The organism is Streptomyces sp. ADI96-02, from assembly GCF_003846185.1.
Lineage (GTDB): Bacteria > Actinomycetota > Actinomycetes > Streptomycetales > Streptomycetaceae > Streptomyces.
Map to the genome: position 1 here is coordinate 3,601,314 of NZ_ML123034.1, position 22,845 is coordinate 3,624,158.

General features: G+C 71.5%; 22 protein-coding genes and 2 pseudogenes. 14 read left to right on the forward strand and 10 right to left on the reverse strand.

Annotation, left to right across the window (positions count from 1 at the left end; all coding sequences use genetic code 11):
• The 4 genes from EES43_RS15795 to EES43_RS15810 all read left to right on the forward strand — a co-directional run.
• On the forward strand, window positions 1–623 hold a 623-nt coding region (locus tag EES43_RS15795), incomplete at its 5' end, for a methyltransferase (RefSeq protein WP_124272002.1).
• Window positions 624–979: 356 nt separating this feature from the next.
• Window positions 980–1,426: a helix-turn-helix domain-containing protein gene (locus EES43_RS15800; protein ID WP_124269312.1), complete on the forward strand. Its 447-nt coding sequence runs from the start codon at window positions 980–982 to the stop codon at window positions 1,424–1,426.
• A gap of 32 nt (window positions 1,427–1,458) precedes the next feature.
• Window positions 1,459–2,199 (forward strand): hypothetical protein, encoded by a 741-nt coding sequence (locus tag EES43_RS15805; protein ID WP_124269313.1) that lies wholly within the window; start codon window positions 1,459–1,461, stop codon window positions 2,197–2,199.
• A 131-nt stretch (window positions 2,200–2,330) separates the two neighbouring features.
• Window positions 2,331–2,666 (forward strand): DUF2516 family protein, encoded by a 336-nt coding sequence (locus EES43_RS15810; RefSeq protein WP_124269314.1) that lies wholly within the window; start codon window positions 2,331–2,333, stop codon window positions 2,664–2,666.
• Here EES43_RS15810 and EES43_RS15815 read toward each other — a convergent pair.
• The 3 genes from EES43_RS15815 to EES43_RS15825 all read right to left on the reverse strand — a co-directional run bounded on the left by EES43_RS15815 (window position 2,648) and on the right by EES43_RS15825 (window position 6,792).
• Entirely contained in the window at window positions 2,648–4,057 is a 1,410-nt protein-coding gene (locus EES43_RS15815) for a PP2C family protein-serine/threonine phosphatase (RefSeq protein WP_124269315.1), read from the reverse strand. The genes EES43_RS15810 and EES43_RS15815 overlap by 19 nt on opposite strands.
• Window positions 4,058–4,498: 441 nt before the next feature.
• Window positions 4,499–5,584 (reverse strand): C40 family peptidase, encoded by a 1,086-nt coding sequence (locus tag EES43_RS15820; protein WP_124269316.1) that lies wholly within the window; start codon window positions 5,582–5,584, stop codon window positions 4,499–4,501.
• 419 nt (window positions 5,585–6,003) lie between these two features.
• The gene (locus EES43_RS15825) at window positions 6,004–6,792 is read right to left on the reverse strand and encodes a class I SAM-dependent methyltransferase (RefSeq protein ID WP_124269317.1); all 789 of its coding nucleotides are present in this window, start codon (window positions 6,790–6,792) and stop codon (window positions 6,004–6,006) included.
• 286 nt (window positions 6,793–7,078) lie between these two features.
• Here EES43_RS15825 and mshA point away from each other — a divergent pair, with 286 nt between their 5' ends.
• From mshA to EES43_RS15840, 3 genes are all read left to right on the forward strand, one after another.
• A complete protein-coding gene (gene mshA, locus EES43_RS15830; RefSeq protein WP_124269318.1) occupies window positions 7,079–8,431 on the forward strand; it encodes a D-inositol-3-phosphate glycosyltransferase in 1,353 nt (450 codons plus the stop codon).
• 80 nt (window positions 8,432–8,511) lie between these two features.
• A complete protein-coding gene (locus tag EES43_RS15835) occupies window positions 8,512–9,024 on the forward strand; it encodes a type III secretion system chaperone family protein (RefSeq protein WP_124269319.1) in 513 nt (170 codons plus the stop codon).
• Between the two features lie 359 nt (window positions 9,025–9,383).
• Window positions 9,384–10,196, forward strand: a complete 813-nt coding sequence (locus EES43_RS15840; protein ID WP_124269320.1) for a hypothetical protein — start codon at window positions 9,384–9,386, stop codon at window positions 10,194–10,196.
• A 58-nt stretch (window positions 10,197–10,254) separates the two neighbouring features.
• Here EES43_RS15840 and EES43_RS15845 read toward each other — a convergent pair whose 3' ends face one another.
• On the reverse strand, window positions 10,255–10,497 hold the full coding sequence (locus EES43_RS15845) for a hypothetical protein (protein ID WP_124269321.1): 243 nt from the start codon (window positions 10,495–10,497) through the stop codon (window positions 10,255–10,257).
• Window positions 10,494–10,742, reverse strand: coding sequence for a hypothetical protein (locus EES43_RS15850; protein ID WP_124269322.1), 249 nt, complete (start codon window positions 10,740–10,742; stop codon window positions 10,494–10,496). The genes EES43_RS15845 and EES43_RS15850 overlap by 4 nt, the downstream gene beginning before the upstream one ends.
• A 260-nt stretch (window positions 10,743–11,002) precedes the next feature.
• Here EES43_RS15850 and EES43_RS31720 point away from each other — a divergent pair, with 260 nt between their 5' ends.
• The 3 genes from EES43_RS31720 to EES43_RS15860 all read left to right on the forward strand — a co-directional run bounded on the left by EES43_RS31720 (window position 11,003) and on the right by EES43_RS15860 (window position 15,622).
• Window positions 11,003–11,125, forward strand: coding sequence for a hypothetical protein (locus tag EES43_RS31720; RefSeq protein ID WP_277426072.1), 123 nt, complete (start codon window positions 11,003–11,005; stop codon window positions 11,123–11,125).
• A 292-nt stretch (window positions 11,126–11,417) separates the two neighbouring features.
• Complete coding sequence (locus tag EES43_RS15855; protein ID WP_124269323.1) at window positions 11,418–14,369, forward strand: P-loop NTPase family protein; 2,952 nt, start codon at window positions 11,418–11,420, stop codon at window positions 14,367–14,369.
• 353 nt (window positions 14,370–14,722) lie between these two features.
• Window positions 14,723–15,622 carry a DUF4365 domain-containing protein gene (locus tag EES43_RS15860; protein WP_241192447.1) on the forward strand — a complete coding sequence of 300 codons (900 nt, stop codon included), beginning with the start codon at window positions 14,723–14,725 and terminating at the stop codon, window positions 15,620–15,622.
• Between the two features lie 151 nt (window positions 15,623–15,773).
• Here EES43_RS15860 and EES43_RS15865 read toward each other — a convergent pair.
• A pseudogene (locus EES43_RS15865) lies at window positions 15,774–16,301 on the reverse strand (UTRA domain-containing protein); the annotation flags it as partial.
• Between the two features lies 1 nt (window position 16,302).
• Here EES43_RS15865 and EES43_RS15870 point away from each other — a divergent pair.
• Both EES43_RS15870 and EES43_RS15875 read left to right on the forward strand, forming a co-directional pair.
• Window positions 16,303–16,579 (forward strand): annotated as a pseudogene (locus tag EES43_RS15870) (site-specific integrase); the annotation flags it as partial.
• 432 nt (window positions 16,580–17,011) lie between these two features.
• Window positions 17,012–17,191 (forward strand): hypothetical protein, encoded by a 180-nt coding sequence (locus EES43_RS15875; protein WP_124269324.1) that lies wholly within the window; start codon window positions 17,012–17,014, stop codon window positions 17,189–17,191.
• A 99-nt stretch (window positions 17,192–17,290) separates the two neighbouring features.
• On the opposite strand, the gene EES43_RS15880 is transcribed toward EES43_RS15875, so the two are convergent.
• The 3 genes from EES43_RS15880 to phoU all read right to left on the reverse strand — a co-directional run bounded on the left by EES43_RS15880 (window position 17,291) and on the right by phoU (window position 19,557).
• Window positions 17,291–18,052 (reverse strand): phosphoglyceromutase, encoded by a 762-nt coding sequence (locus tag EES43_RS15880; RefSeq protein ID WP_124269325.1) that lies wholly within the window; start codon window positions 18,050–18,052, stop codon window positions 17,291–17,293.
• Window positions 18,053–18,284: 232 nt separating this feature from the next.
• Window positions 18,285–18,434, reverse strand: coding sequence for a hypothetical protein (locus EES43_RS30655; RefSeq protein ID WP_164493184.1), 150 nt, complete (start codon window positions 18,432–18,434; stop codon window positions 18,285–18,287).
• 445 nt (window positions 18,435–18,879) lie between these two features.
• Entirely contained in the window at window positions 18,880–19,557 is a 678-nt protein-coding gene (phoU, locus tag EES43_RS15885; protein WP_124269326.1) for a phosphate signaling complex protein PhoU, read from the reverse strand.
• A gap of 197 nt (window positions 19,558–19,754) precedes the next feature.
• Here phoU and EES43_RS15890 point away from each other — a divergent pair, with 197 nt between their 5' ends.
• Both EES43_RS15890 and EES43_RS15895 read left to right on the forward strand, forming a co-directional pair.
• The gene (locus EES43_RS15890) at window positions 19,755–21,017 is read left to right on the forward strand and encodes a sensor histidine kinase (protein WP_124269327.1); all 1,263 of its coding nucleotides are present in this window, start codon (window positions 19,755–19,757) and stop codon (window positions 21,015–21,017) included.
• Window positions 21,014–21,694: a response regulator transcription factor gene (locus EES43_RS15895; protein ID WP_124269328.1), complete on the forward strand. Its 681-nt coding sequence runs from the start codon at window positions 21,014–21,016 to the stop codon at window positions 21,692–21,694. The genes EES43_RS15890 and EES43_RS15895 overlap by 4 nt, the downstream gene beginning before the upstream one ends.
• Before the next feature lie 139 nt (window positions 21,695–21,833).
• Here the strand turns inward: EES43_RS15895 and EES43_RS15900 are convergent, their stop codons facing one another.
• Window positions 21,834–22,550 (reverse strand): DUF461 domain-containing protein, encoded by a 717-nt coding sequence (locus EES43_RS15900; RefSeq protein WP_124269329.1) that lies wholly within the window; start codon window positions 22,548–22,550, stop codon window positions 21,834–21,836.
• Window positions 22,551–22,845 lie beyond the last annotated feature (295 nt).

Consider the following 22,845-nt stretch of genomic DNA (forward strand, 5'->3'; position numbering starts at 1 on the left):
GGTACGCCCCTGTCCACCAGACCCTGACTCGTATGACAGTCGACGCCCTGCCTGGTCAAGGCACGGTCGTAGACGTCGGATGCGGCACCGGCTACAACCTGGCCGGCGTACTCGATCAACTGCCCGGCATCCGCGGCCTTGGGCTGGACACGTCAGCACGCGCCCTGCGCTCAGCAGCTCGAGCCCATCCGCGAGGTGCTGCGGCGAGCTGGGACGTCTTCCGTCCCTTCCCCTTGGTTGACCAGGGGGTCGACGTCGTGCTGGACGTGTTCGCCCCGCGCAACCCGTCCGAGTTCCACCGAGTGCTCCGTCCGACCGGCCGGTTGATCGTGGTGCGGCCCATCGAGCGGCACCTGGCCGAGCTACGGGGCCAGATCCCCGCGATCGTCACGATCGACCCGGACAAGGAACAGCGCCTGCAACAGGCGTTGGACCCCTACTTCCTGGCCGCCGGTACCCAGCACGTCGTATACACCACGCCCCTGACCAGGCAAGAAGCCATCGACCTGCTGGGAATGACACCGAGCGCACGCCACCTGACCCCCGCGGACCTGAGCGGCCACGGCTCCCTGCCCAGTCGGGTGACCGTCTCCGTGCTGGCCACCTCCTACCAGCCTCGGTAACTACGGGCGGACGGATACGCCTGCTGAAACGACGAACCAATGGGCGCGCCTGGCGCCCCACCTTCCAGGCAATTCGGGCAAGGTGGGGCGTCCGTCCGTTGGCCGCCGTGATCTCCCAGGTCGTCCGGCAGCCGGAGCGGTGGGCACTGCCCTCGCGGGCAGGTGGCTCTGGTGGGCTGGTTGCTGCCCAGATCAGCCGGGACCCGTTCACTTCACACCGCAGACCCGGTGGGAAATCGCAGATAGACCGGGAACGGACACGGACAGACGCCGACGGACGGCGGCCTCGGCGTGGCGCGCGACACTATTGCAAGCATGTGCTTGCAATAGTTAGCGCGGTGTCGCACCATCGAGTCATGGCATCGCTCAACGTCGGCAATCTCGGTGACTACCTGCGGGAGCAGCGCCGCGCCGCGCAGCTCTCGCTGCGGCAGCTCGCCGACGCCGCCGGGGTGTCGAACCCGTATCTCAGCCAGATCGAACGCGGCCTGCGCAAGCCCAGTGCGGAAGTGCTCCAGCAGGTCGCCAAGGCGTTGCGCATCTCGGCCGAGACCCTCTACGTGCGTGCGGGGATCCTCGACGAGCGGGAGCGGGACGAGCTGGAGACGCGGGCGGTCATCCTGGCCGACCCGTCGATCAACGAGCGGCAGAAGAGCGTTCTGCTGCAGATCTACGACTCCTTCCGCCGCGAGAACGGGTTCGTGCCCGAGACCGGTGCGGACGACGACGTGTCCGGGGCCGGAGCCGACGGTGGCGCCGATGCCGTCACGGACACCACGAAAGACAGCGACCCTCACAGCTAGCAGCTGTTCGATGATCCGGGAGGACCACAGTCATGGCCATCACCGATGACCTGCGCAAGACCCTCACCGACCCGACCCCCCTCTACTTCGCCGCCGGCACCGCCGATCTGGCCGTGCAGCAGGCGCGCAAGGTCCCGGCGCTCATCGAGCACCTGCGGGCCGAGGCGCCCGAGCGGATCGAGGCCGTGCGCAACACCGACCCCAGGGCCGTACAGGAGAAGGTGACCACGCAGGCCAAGGAGGCCCAGGCCACCGTGCAGGCGAAGGTCACCGAGGTGTTCGGCTCGTTCGACGCCGCCGATCTGAAGAAGCTGGGCGAGAGCGCTCAGGACCTGGCGATGCGCAGCGTGGGCGTGGCCGCCGAATACGCGATCCGGGCCCGCGAGACGTACGAGAAGGTCGCCGAGCACGGCGAGCAGACCGTGCGGACCTGGCGCGGTGAGACGGCCGACGAGATCGTCGAGATCGCCGCCGTCGTGGAGGCCGACCCCGCGCCGGTCACGAAGCCCGCCGTGAAGCCCGCCGCGAAGCCGGCCGTTGAGCCCGCTGCGGGGACCGCCTCGAAGAGCGAGCCCAAGGCCGCGACGAGCGAGCCCAAGGCCGCCGCGAAGCCCGCTGCCCCGGCCGGACCCGCCGCGAAGCCCGCGGCGTCGAAGGCCGCGCCCGCCGAAGGCAAGGCCGCGCCCGCCGAGGCGAAGCCCGCGCCTGCCAAGAAGGCCCCGGCCGCGCGCAAGCCCGCGGCGAAGAAGACCACGCCGCCCGCCGGGAAGTGACGACTCCGGCTCCCGGCCCCGGCGCGTCCCGCGCGTGACCGGGGCGCGGGGCGGGCACCTTTACCGGGGGCCGGTTCGTTGTCCCGGTACCTTGGCCGCAGGGCGCTCATCCACTCACTAGGCGGTACACCATGTTGCTCTCAGCGTTCGGCTCACTCCTCCAGCTGCTCTATCTGGCGATGCTGGTGCTGGCCGTGGTCGCCTTCGTCTTCGCGGCGATCGCCCGGGAGGACGCCTACCGTGCCGCCGACAAGAAGAAGAAGTCCTTCTGGCTGATCCTTCTCGGTGTCGCCGTCGCGGTGAACCTCTTCATCCCCATGCTCTTCCTCCAGCTCGCGGGTGCCGTCGCGTCGATCGTGTTCATGGTCGACGTCCGGCCCGCGATCAAGGCGGTCTCGGGCGGCGGTGGCCGCAGGGGCGGTTCCAGCAGCGACGGGCCCTACGGCCCCTACAACGGCGGGCGCTGAGCGCCGCCGCCCACGGCGGGCGAGGCGGTGGACGCGGGGCGGGAGCGCAGGGCGCTCCGGCCCCGCCGCCGTATCCGCTCCGGATCGCGTCCCAGCAGCAGTACGGCCACGTCGTCGGTCAGCTCACCGCCGTTCAGCTCGCGCACCTCGGTGACCGCGGCCTCCAGCAGGTCCTCGCCGGCCAGGCCCCGGTCGAGCTGGCCGTTGACCATCTCGACCATGCCGTCCTGCCCGAGCCGCCGGCTGTCGCCCGTTCCGACGCGCCCCTCGATCAGCCCGTCCGTGTACATCATCAGGCTCCACGCGCCGCCCAGCTCGACCTGCCGCCGGGGCCACCGGGCGCGCGGCAGCAGTCCGAGCGCCGGGCCGCCGTCCTCGTACGGCAGCAGCCGCGCAGGTTGTCCGTGCCGGGTGAGCAGCGGCGCCGGGTGGCCGGCCAGGCAGAGCCCGGCGCGGCGGCCGTCGGGGGCGATGTCCACGGTGCAGAGCGTCGCGAAGATCTCCTCGCTCTGCCGTTCGTGCTCCAGCACCTGCTGGAGCGTGGACAGCAGCTCGTCGCCGCAGAGTCCGGCCAGCGTCAGCGCCCGCCAGGCGATCCGCAGCTCGACGCCGAGCGCCGCCTCGTCCGGGCCGTGCCCGCAGACGTCGCCGATCATCGCGTGCACGGTGCCGTCCGGCGTACGGACGGTGTCGTAGAAGTCGCCGCCGAGCAGGGCGCGGCTGCGGCCCGGCCGGTAGCGGGCGGCGAAGCTGAGGTCGGAGCCCTCCAGGAGCGGGGTGGGCAGCAGGCCGCGTTCCAGGCGGGCGTTCTCCTGGGCGCGCAGCCGGGACTCGGTCAGCTGGTGCTGGGCGACGTCGGCGCGCTTGCGCTCCACGGCGTACCGGATCGCGCGGCTCAGCACCCGGGCGTCCAGCTCGCCCCGGAACAGGTAGTCCTGGGCCCCGACGCGTACCGCCTCGGCCGCCAGTTCCGTGTCGTCCTGCGCGGTGAGCGCGAGGACCGCGTGGAGCGGAGCGATCCGCAGGACGCGCGTGAGGGCCGCCAGCTCGCGGGCCCGGCCCGTGGCGGGGCCCGTGCCGCCCGCCGCGCCGTCTCCGGCCGGACCCGGCTGCTCCGCCCCGGACCCGCCGACGGCCGGCCGCGGGTCGGCGCCCGCGACGGGCAGCGCGAGGTCGAGCAGGATGCAGTCGACGTCGTCGGTGAGCAGCCGCTCGGCCTCGGTGAGGTTGCGGGCGGTACGGATGCGGACCCGGGTCCCGGCCGCCGCCGAGAGCTCCGGGACGGTGATGGTGCCCGCCGGGTCGTCCTCGATCACCAGAAGGGTGAGGTCGGTCCCATGGGTGGTCTCCGCAGCGGGTGCGGCGCGCTGCTGCGGTACGGGTACGGGCATCGGTTCGGGTTTCCTTCCCTCCCCCCGAGGGCGCGGCGGGACGACGATCGACGACCTGCCAGTCGGGGACGATAGCGGTCCGACGCGGCCGAACGGAATGGCGTACGCGGAACGGCTCCCGCCCGGTGCGCCGTCATGAGCCGCCTCCTGCCGCGGATCCGGCGAGATGCGCCGCCGGGCGGGCGGGGGCGGGGCCATGACGAACATCACGCGCCGGGGGCGGCTCACGTGGCGCGGCTCACGCGGGTCCGGCCCCTTGCGCGGCTCACGCGATCCCGGCTGTGGCCCGGTTCGCGCGGTCCGGTCCGTGGCCCGGTTCGCGCGGTCCGGCCTCCGCTCCCCGCTCTCGTCCGCCGCCCAGCGGCTCGGAGCCCGTCGGCTCGGAGCCCGTCGGCCCCGTCCGCCGTACCCCGCCCGTCCCACCTGGGCGGGCGGATCGGGCTACTTGTCCGGGCGCACCACGCCGAGGATCTCCATCGAGCCCGCGCCCGCCAGGGTGACGTTGCGGCCGGGGCGCGGGGAGTGGATGATCGCGCCGTCGCCGACGTAGATCCCGACATGGCTGGCATCGCGGTGGTAGATGATCAGATCGCCGGGGCGCATGTCGCGGATGTCGATGCGCGGCAGCAGCCGCCACTGCTCCTGCGAGGTGCGCGGGATGGTCCGGTCGCCCGCCGCCCACGCCTTGGAGGTCAGCCCGGAGCAGTCGTACGAGTCGGGGCCCTCGGCGCCCCAGACGTACGGCTTGCCGATCTGCGCGGTCGCGAAGGCGATGGCGGCCCGGCCGCCGGCGCTCGCCTCGCCGCCGATGTCCTTGACCGCTTCGGAGGAGAGCCAGGCGGACTGCGCCTGGGACTCGGCCTGCTCCTCCAGCCTGCGCAGGCGCTCCCGCTCCTTCTCGGCCAGCTGCGACTCGATCTTCTCCGCCGCCGCGATCTGGGCGTTGATCTTCTTCTTGGCCTGGGCCTGCTTCAGCCGGTTCTTCTCCAGCTTCGCCCAGTTGGCGCTGGCGTCCTGGGTGTAGGTCCGCAGGTCCTCCTGGGTGCGGTTCAGCTCGGCCAGGACCGACTTGGACGCCTGCTGGCTCTGCCGGAACCGGTTGATCCCGTCCAGGAAGAGCTGCGGGTCGTCGCTGAGGACGAGCTGCGCACCGGGCGGCAGACCGCCGTTGCGGTACTGCTCGCGGGCCTGCGCGCCGGCCCGGTCCTTCAGGGCGGCGATGCGGGCCTGGCCGTCGACGATCGCCTTGGCCAGCTTCACGATCTCGCCGGACTGCTTCTCCGTCTGCTCCTCGGCCAGGTTGTACGCGTCCGTCGCCGCTCCGGCCTTCCGGTAGAGCGTGTCGATCTGCTCGCGGACCTTCTCCAGGTCCTTCTCGGAGGACGGCGGAAGAGAGGCGGACGAACGCGAGGAGGACGAAGGGGACGGGTCCGGAACCGGGGCGGCGATCGCCTGGGCCGGTGCGGTCAGCAGGGTCAGTGCGCAGACGAGTGTGATGGCCGCGGCGGCACAGTGGCGTCGGTTCACGGGCTCCCCCTCCGGGCCGGATCCCCGGGTCGGTCCGAACGATGGCGGCACAAGCAATACAGCCGATACAGCCGATATTCGTGACGAAAACGAAAAATGCAAGAGAAGCCGGATAGTATGCATCTGACTTACCGTCAGTAACTTTCTGGCGACGTCGCGATCGTGCCATGTCGTCCCGCAAAGCAACAGAGGCCGACAGCGGCTGCCGCGTCACATACCGGGCCGGCCGGGCGACTTCCCCCGCTCCTGCCCCGCTCCTCTCCCGCTTCCGCCCTGTTCCTGCCCCGTCCGCGCCCGCGCCCGTCCGCGCCCGCGCCCGTTTCCGACTCCCACCTCTGGGACGAGTGGGGCCCCTGCCGCGTTCCCCCGGCGGCCGGGCCGGGGTTCGGTATCCCGGCAGGCCGCCCGCGCCCGTCGATTCAGGCGTGGCGGGGGCGCAGGGCCTCCCACGCCACGGTGACCTCGCCCTGCCGCCAGCGCCGTACCCCGTCCGTCGTCGGCCAGTCGGCCGACAGCGCCCGCACCGCCGCGATCCAGCGCTGCCGGGCGCCGAGCGACGCGTACGGGGAGGCCGCCGCCCAGGCCCGGTCGAAGTCGCGCAGGAACGCGTGGACCGGCTCGCCGGGCACATTGCGGTGGATCAGTGCCTTCGGCAGCCGCTCGGCGAGGTCGGACGGGCGCTCCAGCGAACCGAGGCGCGTCGCGAAGGTGACCGTGCGCGGACCCTCGGGGCCCAGCGCCACCCACACGTGCCGGCGGCCGATCTCGTCGCAGGTGCCCTCCACCAGGAGCCCGTCCGGGGCGAGGCGGGACCGCAGCCGCGCCCACACCTCGGCGACGCGGTCCTCGTCGTACTGCCGCAGCACGTTCGCGGCCCGGATCAGCAGGGGCCGCGTCTCCATCGGGACCTCGAAACCGCCGTGTACGAACGTGAGCCCCGCGCGCTCGTACGGCCGGGCCGCCGCGACCCGCGCCGGGTCGATCTCGACGCCCGCGACGGTGGTGCGCGGGTCGGCGGTGCGCAGGCGGGTGAGCAGTTCGACGGCGGTCCAGGGCGCGGCCCCGTAGCCGAGGTCGACGGCCGCCGGGGCGTCGTCGCAGCGGCGCAGGGCCGGGCCGTGCACGGCGGCGATCCAGCGGTCCATGCGGCGCAGCCGGTTGGGGTTGGTGGTCCCGCGGGTGGCGGTGCCGATGGGGCGCTGGCGCATGCGGTGAGCGTATGCGACCGCGGGGGGCGGGCCTCCGGTCGCCCGGGGCCGTCCTGCGGGAGAGGCCACCTGCGGGCGGCGGGGCGGTAGGGCGCAGGCGGCACATAGGCCCGGAGTGCAGAGCTGCGGAGGCCCAGGGGTGCAGCGGCGCGGAGCGCTCGGGGCCGTAGGAATCCGTAATGATTTGGCAAAGCGGAAATGAAAGGTGGGATTCCGCTGTTCACGCCCTTCGGAGGGTTCCGTGCCCGCCCTCCGCGTCATGCCCTGAGCGAGGAGGACCGACGACGTGAGCCAGTACGTCTCCCGGCCCGGTTCCCCGCGGCCCGCGGCCCGCATCAGATTCCCCGGAGGCTTTCCCGGGGCGTCGCGCAGGCCGCGCCGGGTCGCCATGCTCTCCGTGCACACCTCGCCGCTCCACCAGCCCGGCACGGGCGACGCGGGCGGGATGAACGTCTACATCGTGGAGCTGGCCAAACGCCTCGCCGCGATCAACATCGAGGTCGAGATCTTCACCCGGGCCACCACTGGCTCGCTGCCCGCGGCGGTCGAGCTGGCGCCCGGCGTCCTGGTCCGGCACGTCGACGCCGGGCCGTACGAAGGACTCGCCAAGGAGGACCTGCCCGCCCAGCTCTGCGCCTTCACGCACGGCGTCATGCAGGCGTGGGCCGGGCAGCGGGCCGGCTACTACGACCTCGTCCACTCCCACTACTGGCTCTCCGGCCAGGTCGGCTGGCTCGCCGCCCAGCGCTGGGGCGTGCCGCTCGTCCACGCCATGCACACCATGGCGAAGGTCAAGAACGCCGCGCTCGCCGTGGGCGACACCCTCGAGCCCGCCGCCCGCGTCATCGGCGAGACCCAGATCGTCAACGCTTCCGACCGGCTGATCGCCAACACGGCGGAGGAGGCGGACGAACTGGTCCGCTTCTACGACGCCGACCCCGCCGCCGTCGCCGTCGTGCACCCGGGCGTCAACCTGGACCGCTTCCGCCCCGCCGACGGGCGCGCCGCCGCGCGGGCCCGCCTCGGCCTGCCGCAGCACGCGCTGATCCCGCTCTTCGCGGGCCGCATCCAGCCGCTCAAGGCGCCCGACGTGCTGCTGCGCGCGGTCGGCGCACTGCTGGACCGCGATCCCTCGCTGCGGTCCCGGATCGTGGTGCCCGTCGTCGGCGGTCCGAGCGGCAGCGGGCTGGCGAAGCCGGAGGGCCTGCAGAAGCTGGCGGCCAGGCTCGGCATCGCCGACGTCGTACGGTTCCACCCGCCGGTGGGCCAGGACCGGCTGGCGGACTGGTTCCGGGCCGCGTCGGTGCTGGTCATGCCGTCCTACAGCGAGTCGTTCGGCCTGGTGGCCATCGAGGCCCAGGCGGCCGGCACGCCGGTGGTCGCGGCGGCCGTGGGCGGGCTGCCCGTGGCGGTGCGCGACGGCGTCAGCGGCTTCCTGATACCCGGACACGACCCGCAGGCGTACGCCGGGGCGCTCGAACGATTCGCCGACGCGCCGGAGCTCGTGGAGCGCATGGGGGCCGCCGCCGCGGCGCACGCGCAGTCCTTCGGGTGGGACACGGCGGCCTCGGCCACGGCGGACGTGTACACGGCCGCACTGTCCGACCACCGCCGCCGGGCCCGCGACCACCGCGGCTGACATGCGTACCGCCGCCCCTCGCCCCGAAGCGGGGAACCCGCCGGTGCGTGCCGGGCGCGCCCCTGTCGTACGCTCGCTCCATGGCTGACGTACCCGACGAAACCGCAGCGGCCCAGGTCATCGAGGCGACGCTGAACGAGGCCGGGCTCGACTGGGAGAGTCCCGCGCGCGGCAACTACGTGGTCAAGCTCCCGGGCACCCGCAAGTTGTCCACCACCTGCTCCCTGATCGTCGGGAAGCACTCCCTCTCCCTCAACGCCTTCGTCGTCCGCCGCCCGGACGAGAACGACGCCGAGGTGCACCGCTGGCTGCTGGAGCACAATCTGCGCCTCTTCGGCGTCGGGTACGCCGTCGACCGGCTCGGCGACGTCTACCTGGTCGGCAAGCTGCCGGTGTCCGTGGTCACCCCCGAGGAGCTGGACCGGCTGCTCGGCACGGTCCTGGAGGCGGCCGACGACTCGTTCAACACCCTGCTCGAACTGGGCTTCGCGAGCGCGATCCGCAAGGAGTACGCGTGGCGGGTGTCGCGTGGAGAGTCGACTCGGAACCTCGACGCGTTCAGCCATCTGACCCAGCGCCCTTCGGACGGCTGACGGCTGACGGCTGACGGCTGACGCGTGACGTCTGAACGTCTGACATCCGGCATCCGGCATCCGGCATCCGCATCCGGCATCCGCATCCGGGTCACCCTCACCGGCTCGTGATCGACGACGCGGCTCCGTACAACCGCACGCTGTGGGACGGGGGTTGTACGAGGGTTGCGCGACGGAAGCGCACAGTGTGTTCACAGGCCGATCACAGCGGAATCACGATCGGCGCGGCGGGGCCTCGGCCCGCGCGTCGAGCGGAGGTTCGATCGTAAGGTGTGGATCACTGCGACGGTCCGTCCCAGAGGGGCGCTGAACTGCCGTACGGGGGAGGGCGGTTGCTCCCCGAGACGGAGAGAAGATCCATGCACACCACTGTCGTACGCCGTACAGCCCTCGCCGCCTGCGCGGTGTCCCTGACCTTGTTCGCCACCGCCTGCGGAGGGTCGTCGGACGCCGACGGAGGAACGACCGGCAAGGGCACGGCCGGGACCGGCGGCGGCTCGGCCGCGAAGGCCCCGGCGAAGGTGCTCACCGCCGCCGAAGTGGAGAAGGCCGCCCTGGTCGAGGGTGACGTCAAGGGCTTCCGGATCGCCAAGACCGGTCCGGCCGACGAGGTTACGGAGAGCGGCGTCACGATCGACAAGAAGGACTGCTTGCCGGTTGCCCACGCCATGTTCGGCGTGGCGCAGAAGGGCGCGGTGGCCACCGCCAAGCGCAAGGTGGTCAGCGAGCCGGACAAGGCCGCCAAGAAGTCGGCGGAGGAACTGGCGAAGGAGCTGGCGAAGGGCGACGAGAACCCCTTCGAGGCCGCCCTCGACCTGACGTCCACGTTCGTGGCGCTCACCTCGTACGAGAAGACGGCGGGCCCCGACGCTTTCGCCGCCCTGAAGAAGGCCGCGGCCGACTGCGCGGGCGGTTTCACCGCCACGGTGGCGGGCTCGAAGAACGTGTTCGTCTCGGTCAAGGAGGAGAAGGCCACCGGTGGCGACGAGTCCGCTGCCTGGACGGTCATCTCCGAGGCCGACGGCGACAGCGTTCCGTACAAGCTGACGGCCCTGCGCGCGGAGGGCACCGTGGCGACGTTCTTCTCCTTCAACCTGGCGGCAGCCACCGGCGGTAAGGACTTCGCCGCGCCGACGGAGGTCGTGGCGGCGCAGGCGAAGAAGCTCGGCTGACGCACGGTCCGCGTGGATCGCGCGGTCCGCGCAGCCCCTGCCCTGACCGCCGAGGAGGTCAGGGCAGCGGGACGAGCCGGACGACGGTGACGGTCAGCACGGACCGGGAGACGTAGTAGAGGACGATGGCCCCGCAGATCGTCGCCTCGCGCCGGTCCTGCTCGCTCTTCACGGCGGACGAGGCGTGCCCGTACGGGGCGCTGCCCAGGGTGCGGGCCATCTCGTCCCGGAACGACTCGCCGTCGCGCATCTTGGCCAGGGTGTCGTCGGCGGGCGGTGCGTAGGAGATGCGGAAGCTCAAGCGACGCTCCGCCTCTCGGCCTCGTCCTGCGCCAGCCGGTCCAGGATCTGTTCCGCCTCGGGATCGGGAACGGCCTCCAGCATCCAGTGCCGCATGACGGCCTGGATCTCATGCACCCCGGCCCCGTTGATGGCGCGGTCGAACTCCTCGCGTCTCTCCTCGGGCAGCGCGGCACGGATGTCCGGGATGCTGTTGGGCACCTCGACCTCGGTGCCGCCGACGAAGGTCTTCAGAGACTCGCCCATGATCGCTCTCCCCCAACTCCTCTTCCGTTGAGCCACAGTTCCTTGGGACCGCGCGGCCCCGAGAGGCGTCCGGCCGACCGTGCCGGGCGCGGGACGCGGCCGAACGGCGGCATGAGGTCACCGTAGTGCGTGCGGGGCCGCGGGAGGCCGGGCGGGACACGGCATCCTCGTCTCAACTCGTCCAGGAGGGGCCCGCGTCGGGAAACCTGGTCGGTGGAGCCGGTGACGCGCCGGCCGTCCACCGGGAGGGAAGAGCTGTCATGCCTCGACGGAAACTGAGCCGCCGCGAACGTCTGGCCTTGTGGGGAATCCTCGCCGGAAGCGCCGTCACGGCGGTCGTGGACGCGATGGCCGAGGGATTCTTCAGGCTGCTGTCGTCATGACCGCCTGAAGGCCGGCGGACCGGAGGTTCATCGGCGGCTCACCGGCGGCGGACCGGGCAGCCAGGGGCAGTTCCGGATACTCCAGGGCGGTACCGGGCAGTCCCGGGCGCCCGCCCGGCGACGGCGCCCGCCCGGTAGGACCCGACGACCGCCCCGATCCGTCACTTTGTGTGTGACGTCTGTTCCGATGCGCAAGGATGTTCCGATGACGGGTCACAGGAGTACTCAACGGCTGGGGAGCCAGCGGTGCGTCCCGCGCCCTCTGGCCGTAGGGCCCTCCGAGGTGAGGGAGTTGAAGGACTACCTGTACCGGCTCTACGTGGAGGCGGGCACCCCTCCCGTCAAGTCCATGGCGAGCGCGATCGAGCACGACGACTCCTTCCCGGGCAGCCCGTCGAAGGCCACCGTGCACAGGATCATCGGCTCGGAGGAACTGGCCGCGGGGCAGGAGGACGTGGTCTCGGTCGCCCTGCTGCTGGCGGGCATGGGCGGCGGTGACGTCCGCGCGGTGGGACGGCGGGTCAAGGCGATGTGGGTCGCGGCCCGCCTGGCGGTTCCTCTCGGAGTCCCGGTGAAGGAGCTGGATCCGTTCGCCCTCGAAGTCCACCCCGCCATCACCGTCCCGGGCCAGGACGAGCTGCCCGTCCTGCCTCCCTACGTCGAACGGGAGCACGACGTCGAGTTGAACGAGGCCGTGGAGCGGGCGGCCTGCGGCGAGAGCACCCTGGTCACGCTGATCGGAGAGTCCTCGACCGGCAAGACCCGCGCCTGCTGGGAGGTGCTGCGGCGGCTGCCCGACGGATGGCGGGTGTGGCACCCGTACGATCCGACGCGTCCGGACGCGGCGCTCGTCCACATCGAGGAAGTGGCCCCTCGGACGGTCATCTGGCTCAACGAGGCGCAGTACTACCTCCTCGCCCAGGATCCGAAGACCGCCGAAAGCATCACGTCCGCGCTGCGGACGGCGCTCAGCGACCGGCGGCGCGGTCCCGTGCTGGTGCTCGCGACGATCTGGCCGCGGTTCTGGGACCCGCTCACCGCCCCGTCCGCCACCGGCTGCGAGGACCGGTACGAGCAGCAGCGCAAGCTTCTGACGGGGATGGGCCGGCACATCGTCGTGCCCAAGGCGTTCACGGACCACGACATCCGGCGGGCGTGGCGGAAGGCGGACGGCGACCCGCGCCTGGAGAGCGCGCTGACGGCGGCGGCGGACGGCGAGATCACCCAGTACCTCGCCGGCGTCCCGCGGCTCATGACGCGCTACCGTGCCGCACCCCTGGGGGCGTCGGCGCTGATCCACGCGGCCATGGACTTCCGTCGGCTGGGACACGGACCGGCCCTCTCGCACGACCTTCTGGAGCGGGCCGCCGAAGGCTACCTCGCGGACCGGGAGCTGACCGGCCTCGGTCCCGGCTGGATGGCCGATGCCCTGGCCTACTGCGCCACGCCCTGCCACGGCGTACTGGGCCCGCTGACGCGGATTCCGCCCCGGGCGGGGGAGGCCGCGGAGCCCGTGTACCGGCTTGCCGACTACCTGGAGCAGCAGGGCCGGGTGGACCGGCGGCTGAGCTGTCCGCCCTCCGCGTTCTGGGAGGCGGCGGTGCGGCACGGCCAGAGCTCCGAGGACTGGGCCGAACTGGGCCGGGCGGCTGAGTCGCGCGGGCGGCTGAGAGCCGCCGCGGCCCTCTACCAGCGGGCCGCCGAAGCGGGCAACACCGACGTCCTGCCCTACCTGGCGCGGCTGCGGGAGGGCACCGGAGCCGCCGGCGAGGCCAGGAAGCTGTACGAAGCGGCTCTGCGCAACGACGGACTGGCCCGCTGGGACCTGGTGCGGCTGCGCAGCGTGGCGGGCGAGCCCGCGAAGGCGGAGGACCTGGCCGTCCTGGCGGCCCAGCAGGGAGACACCAACTCGCTGATCAAACTGTCCCAGCTGCGCCGGGAGGCGGGGGACGTGCAGGGCGCCGACCGCATGGAGCGGACTGCCGCCGCCCGCGGCGGGTACAGCACCTTCGCTGAACTGGTCCGTACGAAGGAGGCGGCCGGGGACCGGGAGAGCGCCGAGGGGTTCGCCTTCGCGGTACTGAGGCGGACGGGAAGCACGTACGCCCTGTCGGAACTGGTCCGGGCCCGTGAGAAGTCCGGGCAGCCCGCGGAGCACCTGGTCTCCGCCGCAGCCGGGATGGGGCAGATCCGTCCCGCTCTCATGCTGGCGCGATCCCGCGAGCGTGCCGGCGATGTCCCCGGCGCCGAAAGGCTGTTGGACCTGGCCGCCCGCTCGGGCAGTGTGTTCGCCCTGCTGGAACACGCTCGGCTGAGACGGCGGGCCAAAGACCCCGCGGGGGCGGAGGCCCGGCTGCGGACAGCGGTGGACCGGGGAAGCACGGTGGCCCTGATGGAACTCGCCCGCCTGCGCGAGAAGGCCGGTGACCCGGCCGGGAGCCTTCGGCTCTTCCGCGCCGCGGCTCGCAAGGGCAGCGCCGACGCGCTGGGCGCGCTGGCCCTGCTGCGGGAGCAGGCCGGGGCGGGCGAGGAGGCGGAACGCATGGCCTGCGAAGCGGCGGACGCCGGAAGTACGTTCGCCCTTCTGGAACTGGTGTGGCGGCGGGAGAAGACCCGGGACCACGGAGGCGCGGAGCGCCTGGCCGATACGGCACAGCGCGCGGGGAACACCGGTGCGCTGGTGCTGCTCGCCCGGTTGCGGGAGGAGGAAGGGGACTGCGCCGAGGCCGACCGCCTCATCCTGCGCGCCGCCGGGGCAGGGCGCCACTCCGCCCTCGACGACTTCGTCCGGCGCAGGGAGACCGGCGGCGACGGCGAGGGCGCCGAGCGCCTGGCGCTGGCCGGCGGCGGGCGGGTGCTGGCCCGGCTCGCGCGGTTACGGGAGGAGGCGGGTTCGGCGGCGGAGGCCGAGCGGCTCTACCGTCTCGCGGTCGACCAGGGCGAGTCCCGCGTACTGGGCGAGTTGGCACGCCTGAAGGAGGAGGCGGGCGAGCACGAGGCGGCCGACGCCTTCGCCCGCGACGCCGCCAGGGCCGGCCACGCGGACGCCCTGGCCACGCTCGCGAACCTGCGCCTCGCATCAGGACACCTGGAGGATGCCGACCGGCTGTACCGGTCGGCCGCCGACGCGGGCCTGCGCGACGCCCTGATCCACCTGGCCGACCTGCACCAGGGGGAGCCCGACGGAGAACACCTGCTCCGCTTCGGCCTCGCGGCGGACGGCTCCACGTCACCGCCGTGGTGACGGGTGGGCGGATCGGGGCGCGATTGTCCATCGCTGTCCGGGCCTGCGCCGGGTGGGTGTGGAGAGGGGGGTGGTGGTTCCATCAGTTGGATCCCGAGCCGACTGCCGGGGAGCCTGGCTAGTTCCCACCATCCACGACCGTGGAGTCCTGCACGGACGTATCTGACCGGCTCACCCGCTCGGACCGTAGTGGACGCCACTGACGAGGAGATCCGAACGGGCACGGCTGCCTTCTGATCCGCAGCTCCAGCCGGATCGGCCAACGACAGCCATACCGGCCGCGACGAGGTCCCGGATGGCCGACCACTCCCATCCGGCGGACATTCGCCGAAATCGTCGGCCAGGATAAGCACATGATGCATCGTCAGCACAGCGCCAGGATCGGCAGCATTGGAGTGACCCGGACACAGCTCGCAGTCGAGGCCGAGCTTGGCTGGCTTTTTCGTGAGCAACCAACTGAGGACTACGGCATCGACGCGCACGCTGAGGTTGTCGACGCAGAGCAGGTCAGAGGCAGGCTGCTCGCCCTGCAGATCAAGAGCGGCTCCAGTTGGTTCAGAGAGCAGAGCCCAGACGGGTGGTGGTTCAGGCCAGACAAAGAACATGTGCAGTACTGGATGAACCACTCGTTGCCAGTCGCGGTAGTCCTCTACCATCCAGAAAGGCAGTGCTGCTATTGGCAGTTGATCAATCGCGGGACACTGGTTGAAACCTCTCGCGGGGGGTGGAAGGTACTGGTTCCCGAGACTCAAGTGCTCGACGCGGGTGCCAGGACCCCGTTGAGTCAAGCCGCCGAAGGTGATCCGTACACACTCCGAATTCGCGAGCTACGGCTTGCTCGACCATGGATGGAAAGACTGGCCGAGGGCACGCGCCTAGTAATCGATATCGAGGAGTGGGTCAATAAGTCCTCAGGTCGAGGTGCGATCTCCCTGGGTGTGGACCACGAAGACGGTGAGGATCCGGAGCAACTTGCCAGCTGGACTGTTTTCCTGGGGCTGTTGAGTTACGTCGACGTAGTCCCCAAGCTGTTCGCGTTGGCAGATGTGAGTCTGCACGCAGAGACCTACGACGACGCAGACTACGACGACTATCCCTTCGAGCGTCACGACTGGGGCGACTTGCATCCATACATGAACTCCGCCAACGAGGTCGACTTCTACCGGTTGGAACTGACACTCAACGGGCTGGGTCGAGCCTTCCTCCTGGTCGATCAGTTCGCCGCCGAGGGCCGAAGGCAGCTCACTGTGTGAGAGACCCGCCCTCCGCACGAGACGTGGGCCGGTACGCGCGTGAGGCAGCGGTCAATGCGATGCCGCGGGCCTGTATCGCAACGGCCTCCCGGCGTGGTGTCGTCGCTCCTCGGTATCCGTGCCTCCCCATGTCGATCGGTGATTCCCAAGCTCAGGGCCCTGGTTTTTGCGCTCTGGCGGGCACGGAAGGGGCACGCGGGGGGACGGCTGGAGCAGGGTTTTGGAGCTGCCGGGGGTCAGCTTGGCAGCGGCTGATCGGGATCTCGCAGACGATCTCGCAGTGCGCTGCGGGCACCACAATGTCCGCTGTCTCCACGGGACGGCCCTGGTCGCTGTAGTACGTCCGCCGGATGTGCGTCACGAGTGCGGCTTTCTGGATGCCGAGGAGCGATGCCTCCTTGGCGGTCGCGTGCCGCGGTTCGGGCTGTACCACCGCGTGGGTGACGGTGACTCCGATCGCGGCCATGCGGTTCACGACCCCAGCTCCCCCGTGTTGCCCTCCCTCAGGGAGAACGACGAGGGTGCCGCCAGTGACGGCGTACGGTTCCCAACTCGTCGACAGCTGGACCGGCTTCCCGTCCGCAAGGAACTCGTACGTCCTACGCACGCACAGCTCGCCCTCGGCGATCCCGAGCCGCGTCGCGATCTCCGCCGGCGCCGGCACTTTCGCGTCGGTCCGGAAACCAGCACGTGCCTCGGCTGGAGTCATCCCGACCCCGGCGGGGCCGGCGCTTCGCACGCCGAGTCACGCGAGAACGGCGTGCACGCGATGCGGCACTTCTACGCGTCGGTGCTGCTGGACGCCGGGGAGAACATCAAGGCGCTCGCCGAGCACCTCGGCACTCCGACCCTGGCCTGACGTTGCGCGTGTACGCGCACCTGATGTCGTCGAGTCAGGAGCGCGCGCGTAAGGCTGTTGCACAGATCTTTGGTAAGGATGGACACGGGGATGTGTAAAGAGGCGAATAGCGGAGGGACTGAAGGACTCGATAAGAGGGCGATTGGCTATCGCGATAAGAACTCAGGATTGAGGAGTCGCCATTAGTGGCAGTGGCGGACTGAGCGCCAACCTTCCGCTCAGCTGGTATCAGTGGGGCTGGGCCCTCTGTCGTCGTCAACTTCCTGCTGAGCGTGCGTGCATGCAAGCCCGACGTGCGTGCATGCGTGCACGCAAGGTCGGCTTGGTCTGGCGAAGGGGCGTCGGGTCCGCGAAGGGTGCCTGCAAACTACTTTCCAAACGCCTTGCATTCAATTCTCACGCCCCTCACCTGGCAACTTGCCGGAGCGCTTCCACCTGAATAGGGTTCAAACGAAATTCAGGGCCGTTCCCCTCGCCCGGGAACGGCCCTGTCTCCATCGATGTAGCAACGCATCCTCAGGAGGAGGCCCATGCTCCCACGCGCAGGTGTCACCGTCGACATCTGTCCTCGTGACTTGCCGCTCGCGCTCATCGGCACGGCCGGCGGCGCACTCGCCCTCTGGGCCGACGCTCCCACAGGGATCGTCGTCCCCGTGGCACTGCTGATCGTCCTCGACATCCGCATCCGCCGCTGGAGCCGACGCGCCTGACGGCCCGTTGGGCAGGTGAAGGCCCACAGACGGCCCAGTGCACCGAAAAGCCCCCCACCACGCGGCGAACCCGCAGGTGAGGGGCTTCTTCGGCTCTGCCTACTTCTTCTTGCCCTGGTTCTTCACGGCCTCGATGGCCGCCTTCGCCGCGTCCGGGTCGAGGTACGTGCCGCCCGGCTTCAGCGGCTTGAAGTCCGCGTCGAGTTCGTACGACAGCGGGATGCCCGTCGGGATGTTGAGGCCCGAGATGTCCTCGTCCGAGATGCCGTCCAGGTGCTTCACCAGACCGCGCAGGCTGTTGCCGTGCGCGGCGACCAGGACCGTGCGGCCGGTCAGGAGGTCCGGGACGATGGCGTCGAACCAGTACGGCAGCATGCGGACGACGACGTCCTTCAGGCACTCCGTGGCCGGGCGCAGCTCCGGCGGGAGGGTCGCGTAGCGCGGGTCGTCGAACTGTGAGAACTCCGCGTCGCGGTCAAGCGCCGGCGGCGGGGTGTCGTACGAGCGGCGCCAGAGCATGAACTGCTCCTCGCCGAACTCCGCGAGCGTCTGGGCCTTGTCCTTGCCCTGGAGCGCACCGTAGTGGCGCTCGTTCAGACGCCACGAGCGGCGGACCGGGATCCACAGGCGGTCCGCGGACTCCAGGGCCAGCTGCGCGGTGCGGATCGCGCGGCGCTGGAGGGAGGTGTGCAGGACGTCGGGGAGCAGACCGGCGTCCTTGAGCAGCTCACCGCCGCGGACTGCTTCCTTCTCGCCCTTTTCGGTGAGGTTGACGTCCACCCAGCCGGTGAACAGGTTCTTCGCGTTCCATTCGCTCTCGCCGTGGCGGAGGAGGATCAGCTTGTACGGTGCGTCGGCCATGGGTCCGAGCGTAATCGAACCCGTACGGCGTCGGCGCGCCCGCCCGCAGGGCGGACAAGGGACGGGCAGGGGTGCGGGACCGGGGTCGGGCGGGGCGGGGATCGACGGCCGTCGTCAGGCCGGAGCCGGCCCGCGCGGTGCCCGAGCAGACCCTCTGACGAGTTCCGCGTGGACGGCGCCCGTCCGGAATCGTTTCTCCGGGCGGGCGCCGTCGGCCGTGCGCGCGGTGCGGTCAGCTCGAGCAGCCGCCGCACTGGCACGGGCCGCCGGACTGGCAGCCGCAACTGCAGCCCGAGCCGCATCCGCAGACGCCGAGCACGGTCAGGTGCGCCGCCTCGGTCGAGGTCTCCCGCTGGGGTTCGGTCGTGGGGGAATCGGCCATGGTTCCTCCTCAGGGCGTACGGCAGGGCGGCGGGCGCCTGGTGCGCCGCCGCCTGGGCGACGTACGAAGGGTCCGTACGCCGGGGACGTACGGCGATGGCGGTCGTCCCCGCCCCATTGCATGCCCGTCCGGGCGGGCGCATCAACGGCGCACGCGCGCAGGGACCCGTGTGCGACCCGCGTACGCCCGGGTGCGCCGCGCGCGCACGGCGGCCTGGCGTCGGTGGTGACCGCCTTGCCGGTGACGAGCGAGTGCGCCGCGCGCACGGCGGCCCCGGCTCCGGTGCTCCGGCGCGCGTGCACGCGGCGGCTCGGCGCGAACGCCCGCGTCCACGGCGGGCGGCGGGGCCCCGCGCGAAAGCCCAAGGGCACCAAGGGCTCCAAGGGCACCAAGGGCACCATGTGCACGTGGCGTCCCAGTGCCGGAGCCGGGCGGCCGGGGACGGTTACGCGCCCTCCACCGAGGCCGCCGCCTGGAGCTCGTCCGCGTGTTCGCCTGTCACCAGGTAGACGACGCGCTTGGCGACCGACACCGCGTGGTCGGCGAAGCGCTCGTAGTAACGGCCGAGGAGCGTCACGTCGACAGCGGTCTCGATGCCGTGCTTCCAGCGGTCGTCCATCAGGTGCTGGAACAGCGTGCGGTGCAGCAGGTCCATCTCGTCGTCGTCCTGCTCCAACTGGAGCGCCAGGTCGACGTCCTTGGTGATGATGACCTCGGCGGCCTTGGCCATCAGGCGCTGGGCGAGCTGGCCCATCTCCAGGATGGTGGCGTGCAGGTCGTGCGGCACCGCCGACTGCGGGAAGCGCAGCCGGGCCAGCTTCGCCACGTGCTGGGCGAGGTCGCCGGAGCGCTCCAGGTCGGCGCTCATCCGCAGTGAGGTCACCACGATGCGCAGGTCGGTCGCCACCGGCTGCTGGCGGGCGAGGAGCGCGATGGCCCGTGCCTCCAGGTCGTGCTGGAGGTCGTCGACCTTCTGGTCCGCGGCGATCACGCTCTCCGCGAGCTTCAGATCGGCGTCGAGCATGGACGTGGTGGCCCGTCCGATCGCCGAGCCGACGAGCCGGGCCATCTCGACCAGGCCTTCTCCGATCGAGTCGAGTTCCTCGTGGTAAGCGTCGCGCATGGAAGTCCCTCTCCAATTCCAAGTGAGGCCGGGGTCTCGGACCGACCCCCACGGTGCCACGGTGCGGGGGCAACGCGTCCGGATCCGTCCCCCTAAGTGAACCGGCTCCGTCCCCTCGGTGAACTCTGGGCGACGAGTGTTCGAGATGGCACTCGGACGTCTGGGAGAGTGCCGACGGACCCGCATAACCTTGAAGCATGGACGTGAACGCGGCGGTCGCCGCAGCTGCAGCGATCGCCGGGCTCTGCACCGGCGTGATCGCCATGCTGGCGTTCCGCTGGAGCGAGCGCGACCTGAAACGGCCCACGCGTACGTCCCTGCGGCCGGACGGCAACGCGGCACTGCCCCCCGGGGTGGACACGGTCCTCTCCGTCCTCAGCTCCTCCGCCGTCGTCCTCGACGAGAGCGACAGCGTCGTGAAGGCCAGCTCCGCCGCCTACGCCCTGGGCCTGATCAGGGGCGGCCGGCTGTCCGTCGAGCCGATGATGAACATGGCCAGGGACACCCGGCGGGACGGCGAGATACGGCAGGTCGAGCTGGACCTGCCCCGCCGGGGCACGGGCCGGGGCGAGGCGCTGGCGGTCTCCGCCCGGGTCGCGCCGCTGGGCTCGCGCCTGGTGCTGCTGCTGGTCGAGGACCTGACCGAGGCCCGCCGCATAGAGGCGGTACGGCGCGACTTCGTCGCCAACGTCAGCCACGAGCTCAAGACCCCCACCGGAGCGCTCTCGCTGCTCTCCGAGGCGGTCATGGACGCCTCCGACGACCCGGAGGCCGTGGAGCGGTTCGCCGGACGGATGCAGATCGAGGCGACCCGGCTGACCAACCTCGTACAGGAGCTGATCGACCTCTCCCGGGTGCAGAACGACGACCCGCTGGAGGACGCCGAGCCCGTCAAGGTGGAGGTGCTGGTCGCCGAGGCGATCGACCGTTGCCGCCAGCAGGCGACCGCGAAGCAGATCACCATGGCCTCCGGCGGCGCCGAGGAACTCACGGTCTGGGGGAACCGTGGCCAGCTCGTCGGGGCGCTGGGCAACCTCGTCGAGAACGCCGTCAACTACAGCCCTCCCCGTACCCGCGTCGGCATCGCGGCCCGCCGCACCGCCGCCCCCGGCGGGGACCTGATCGAGATCGCCGTGACCGACCAGGGCATCGGCATCTCGGAGAAGGACCGCGAACGGGTCTTCGAACGGTTCTACCGCGTCGACCCGGCCCGCTCACGGGCCACCGGTGGCACCGGTCTCGGCCTCGCCATCGTCAAGCACGTGGCCGCCTCGCACGGCGGGGAGGTCACGGTCTGGAGCTCCGAGGGTCAGGGCTCCACCTTCACCCTGCGGCTGCCCGAGTCGGGCGTCGCGAGGGAGCGCACCACCGGCGGACCGCTTATCGTCAACGGCGACGACGCGGGACCGTACGAGACCGACACCTATGACCACTTTCCCGCCCCGGAGGCTCTTCCGTGACCCGAGTGCTTGTCGTCGAGGATGAGGAATCCTTCAGCGACGCCCTGTCCTACATGCTGCGCAAGGAGGGGTTCGAGGTCGCCATCGCGGCGACCGGCCCCGACGGTCTGGACGAGTTCGAGCGCAACGGCGCCGATCTCGTGCTGCTCGACCTGATGCTCCCGGGCCTGCCCGGCACGGAGGTCTGCCGGCAGCTGCGCAACCGCTCCAACGTTCCGGTGATCATGGTCACCGCCAAGGACAGTGAGATCGACAAGGTCGTCGGACTGGAAATAGGAGCCGACGACTACGTGACCAAGCCCTTCTCGTCCCGCGAGCTGGTGGCCCGTATCCGTGCCGTCCTGCGCCGCCGCGGCGAACCGGAGGAGGTCACTCCGGCCGCCCTGGAGGCGGGCCCGGTCCGGATGGACGTGGACCGGCACGTCGTCACGGTCTCCGGGGGCAAGGTCGACCTCCCGCTCAAGGAGTTCGACCTGCTGGAGATGCTGCTGCGCAACGCGGGCCGCGTGCTGACCCGGATGCAGCTCATCGACCGGGTCTGGGGCGCGGACTACGTGGGCGACACCAAGACCCTCGACGTCCACGTCAAGCGGCTGCGGGCCAAGATCGAGCCCGATCCCGGCGCGCCGCGCTACCTCGTCACCGTGCGCGGTCTGGGGTACAAGTTCGAGCCGTAGGCCGGGCCCCGGTCCAGCGGTAGGCCGTCCCGCGCGACGGCGGTCGCGGCGGGCCGGTGAAGCGGAACGCGCGAAGGGGCGCCCCCCGGGACCAGCCCGGGGAGGCGCCCCTTCGCGCGTCGCGTGCGCGCGTACGGCGTCAGCCGGCGGCGGGGTCCGTGGTGGCGCCCTCCGTCGTGCCGTTCACCGGGTCCGTCCCGGCGGCCGGGTCCGTGCCCTCGCCCGAGGCGCCGGAGGACGTCTCGCCCGCGGTCTCGCCCGTCTCGCCCGGCGTACCCGTCGCGTCGCCGGAGGCGGACGCCGACGGCGTCACGCTCGGCTGCGGCGCGGGAGCGACGGGCAGCGCGCTGGGGCCGAAGTCCTTGAAGAAGCTGCTCGCCGGGACGACGGCGGCGCCGAGGCCCACGTCACCGGTGCGGCTCAGCTTGAAGACGACCTGCTGGACGTCGCCGTCGCGCGCGGCCTCGCTGCCGTTCTCGATGACGGCGGACGCGTTGCCCTTGCCGCCGATGAGGACCTGGCCGCCGGCCGGGACCACGACGGGCCCGTTGCCCTCGGCGGCCCGCAGCTTCACCCGGAGGTCCGTGCCGGGCAGCGTGACGGCCTCCAGCACCTCGCGCTCGGTGCCGTCGTTGAACAGCATCGCGGAGACCACGGCGGGGCCCGGGGCGTCCTGCTCGGGCTGCGTGATGACGTTGACGTTCTGGACCTTGATGGTGCCGACCGAGGTGGCCGCGTTGTCCGGCCTGATCTGGAGCGTCTCCGCGTTGTTGCCCGCGGCGCAGGCGGACAGCGAGACGATCGAGAACGCGGTGGCGGTGGCGGCGAGGGCGCCGTGTCGAAGGCTGCGGCTCACGGCGGCGGCAACTCCTTGAACGATCGGACTTCGGACTTCGGGCGTCGGGCATTCAGCGGTGGGGCTGGTTGCTCTGTTACGTCGTGCTGGGTCACCCCGGGGCGGGTCCGGTGGGAAGGAGCGACGTAAAGCCGCCCTAAGGGTGTGTCAGCGGCCTTAGGCTACCGAGCCGCGAGTCCCGCCCCGCACCCGACCCGCCCCTCAGGGGTGTCCGGGCCGTCCCGGGGGTCCGCCGTGTGCGACGCGCCGGGGTGACGGACGATGTCGGCGGGCTCGTGCCCCCGCCGGGGCGGAG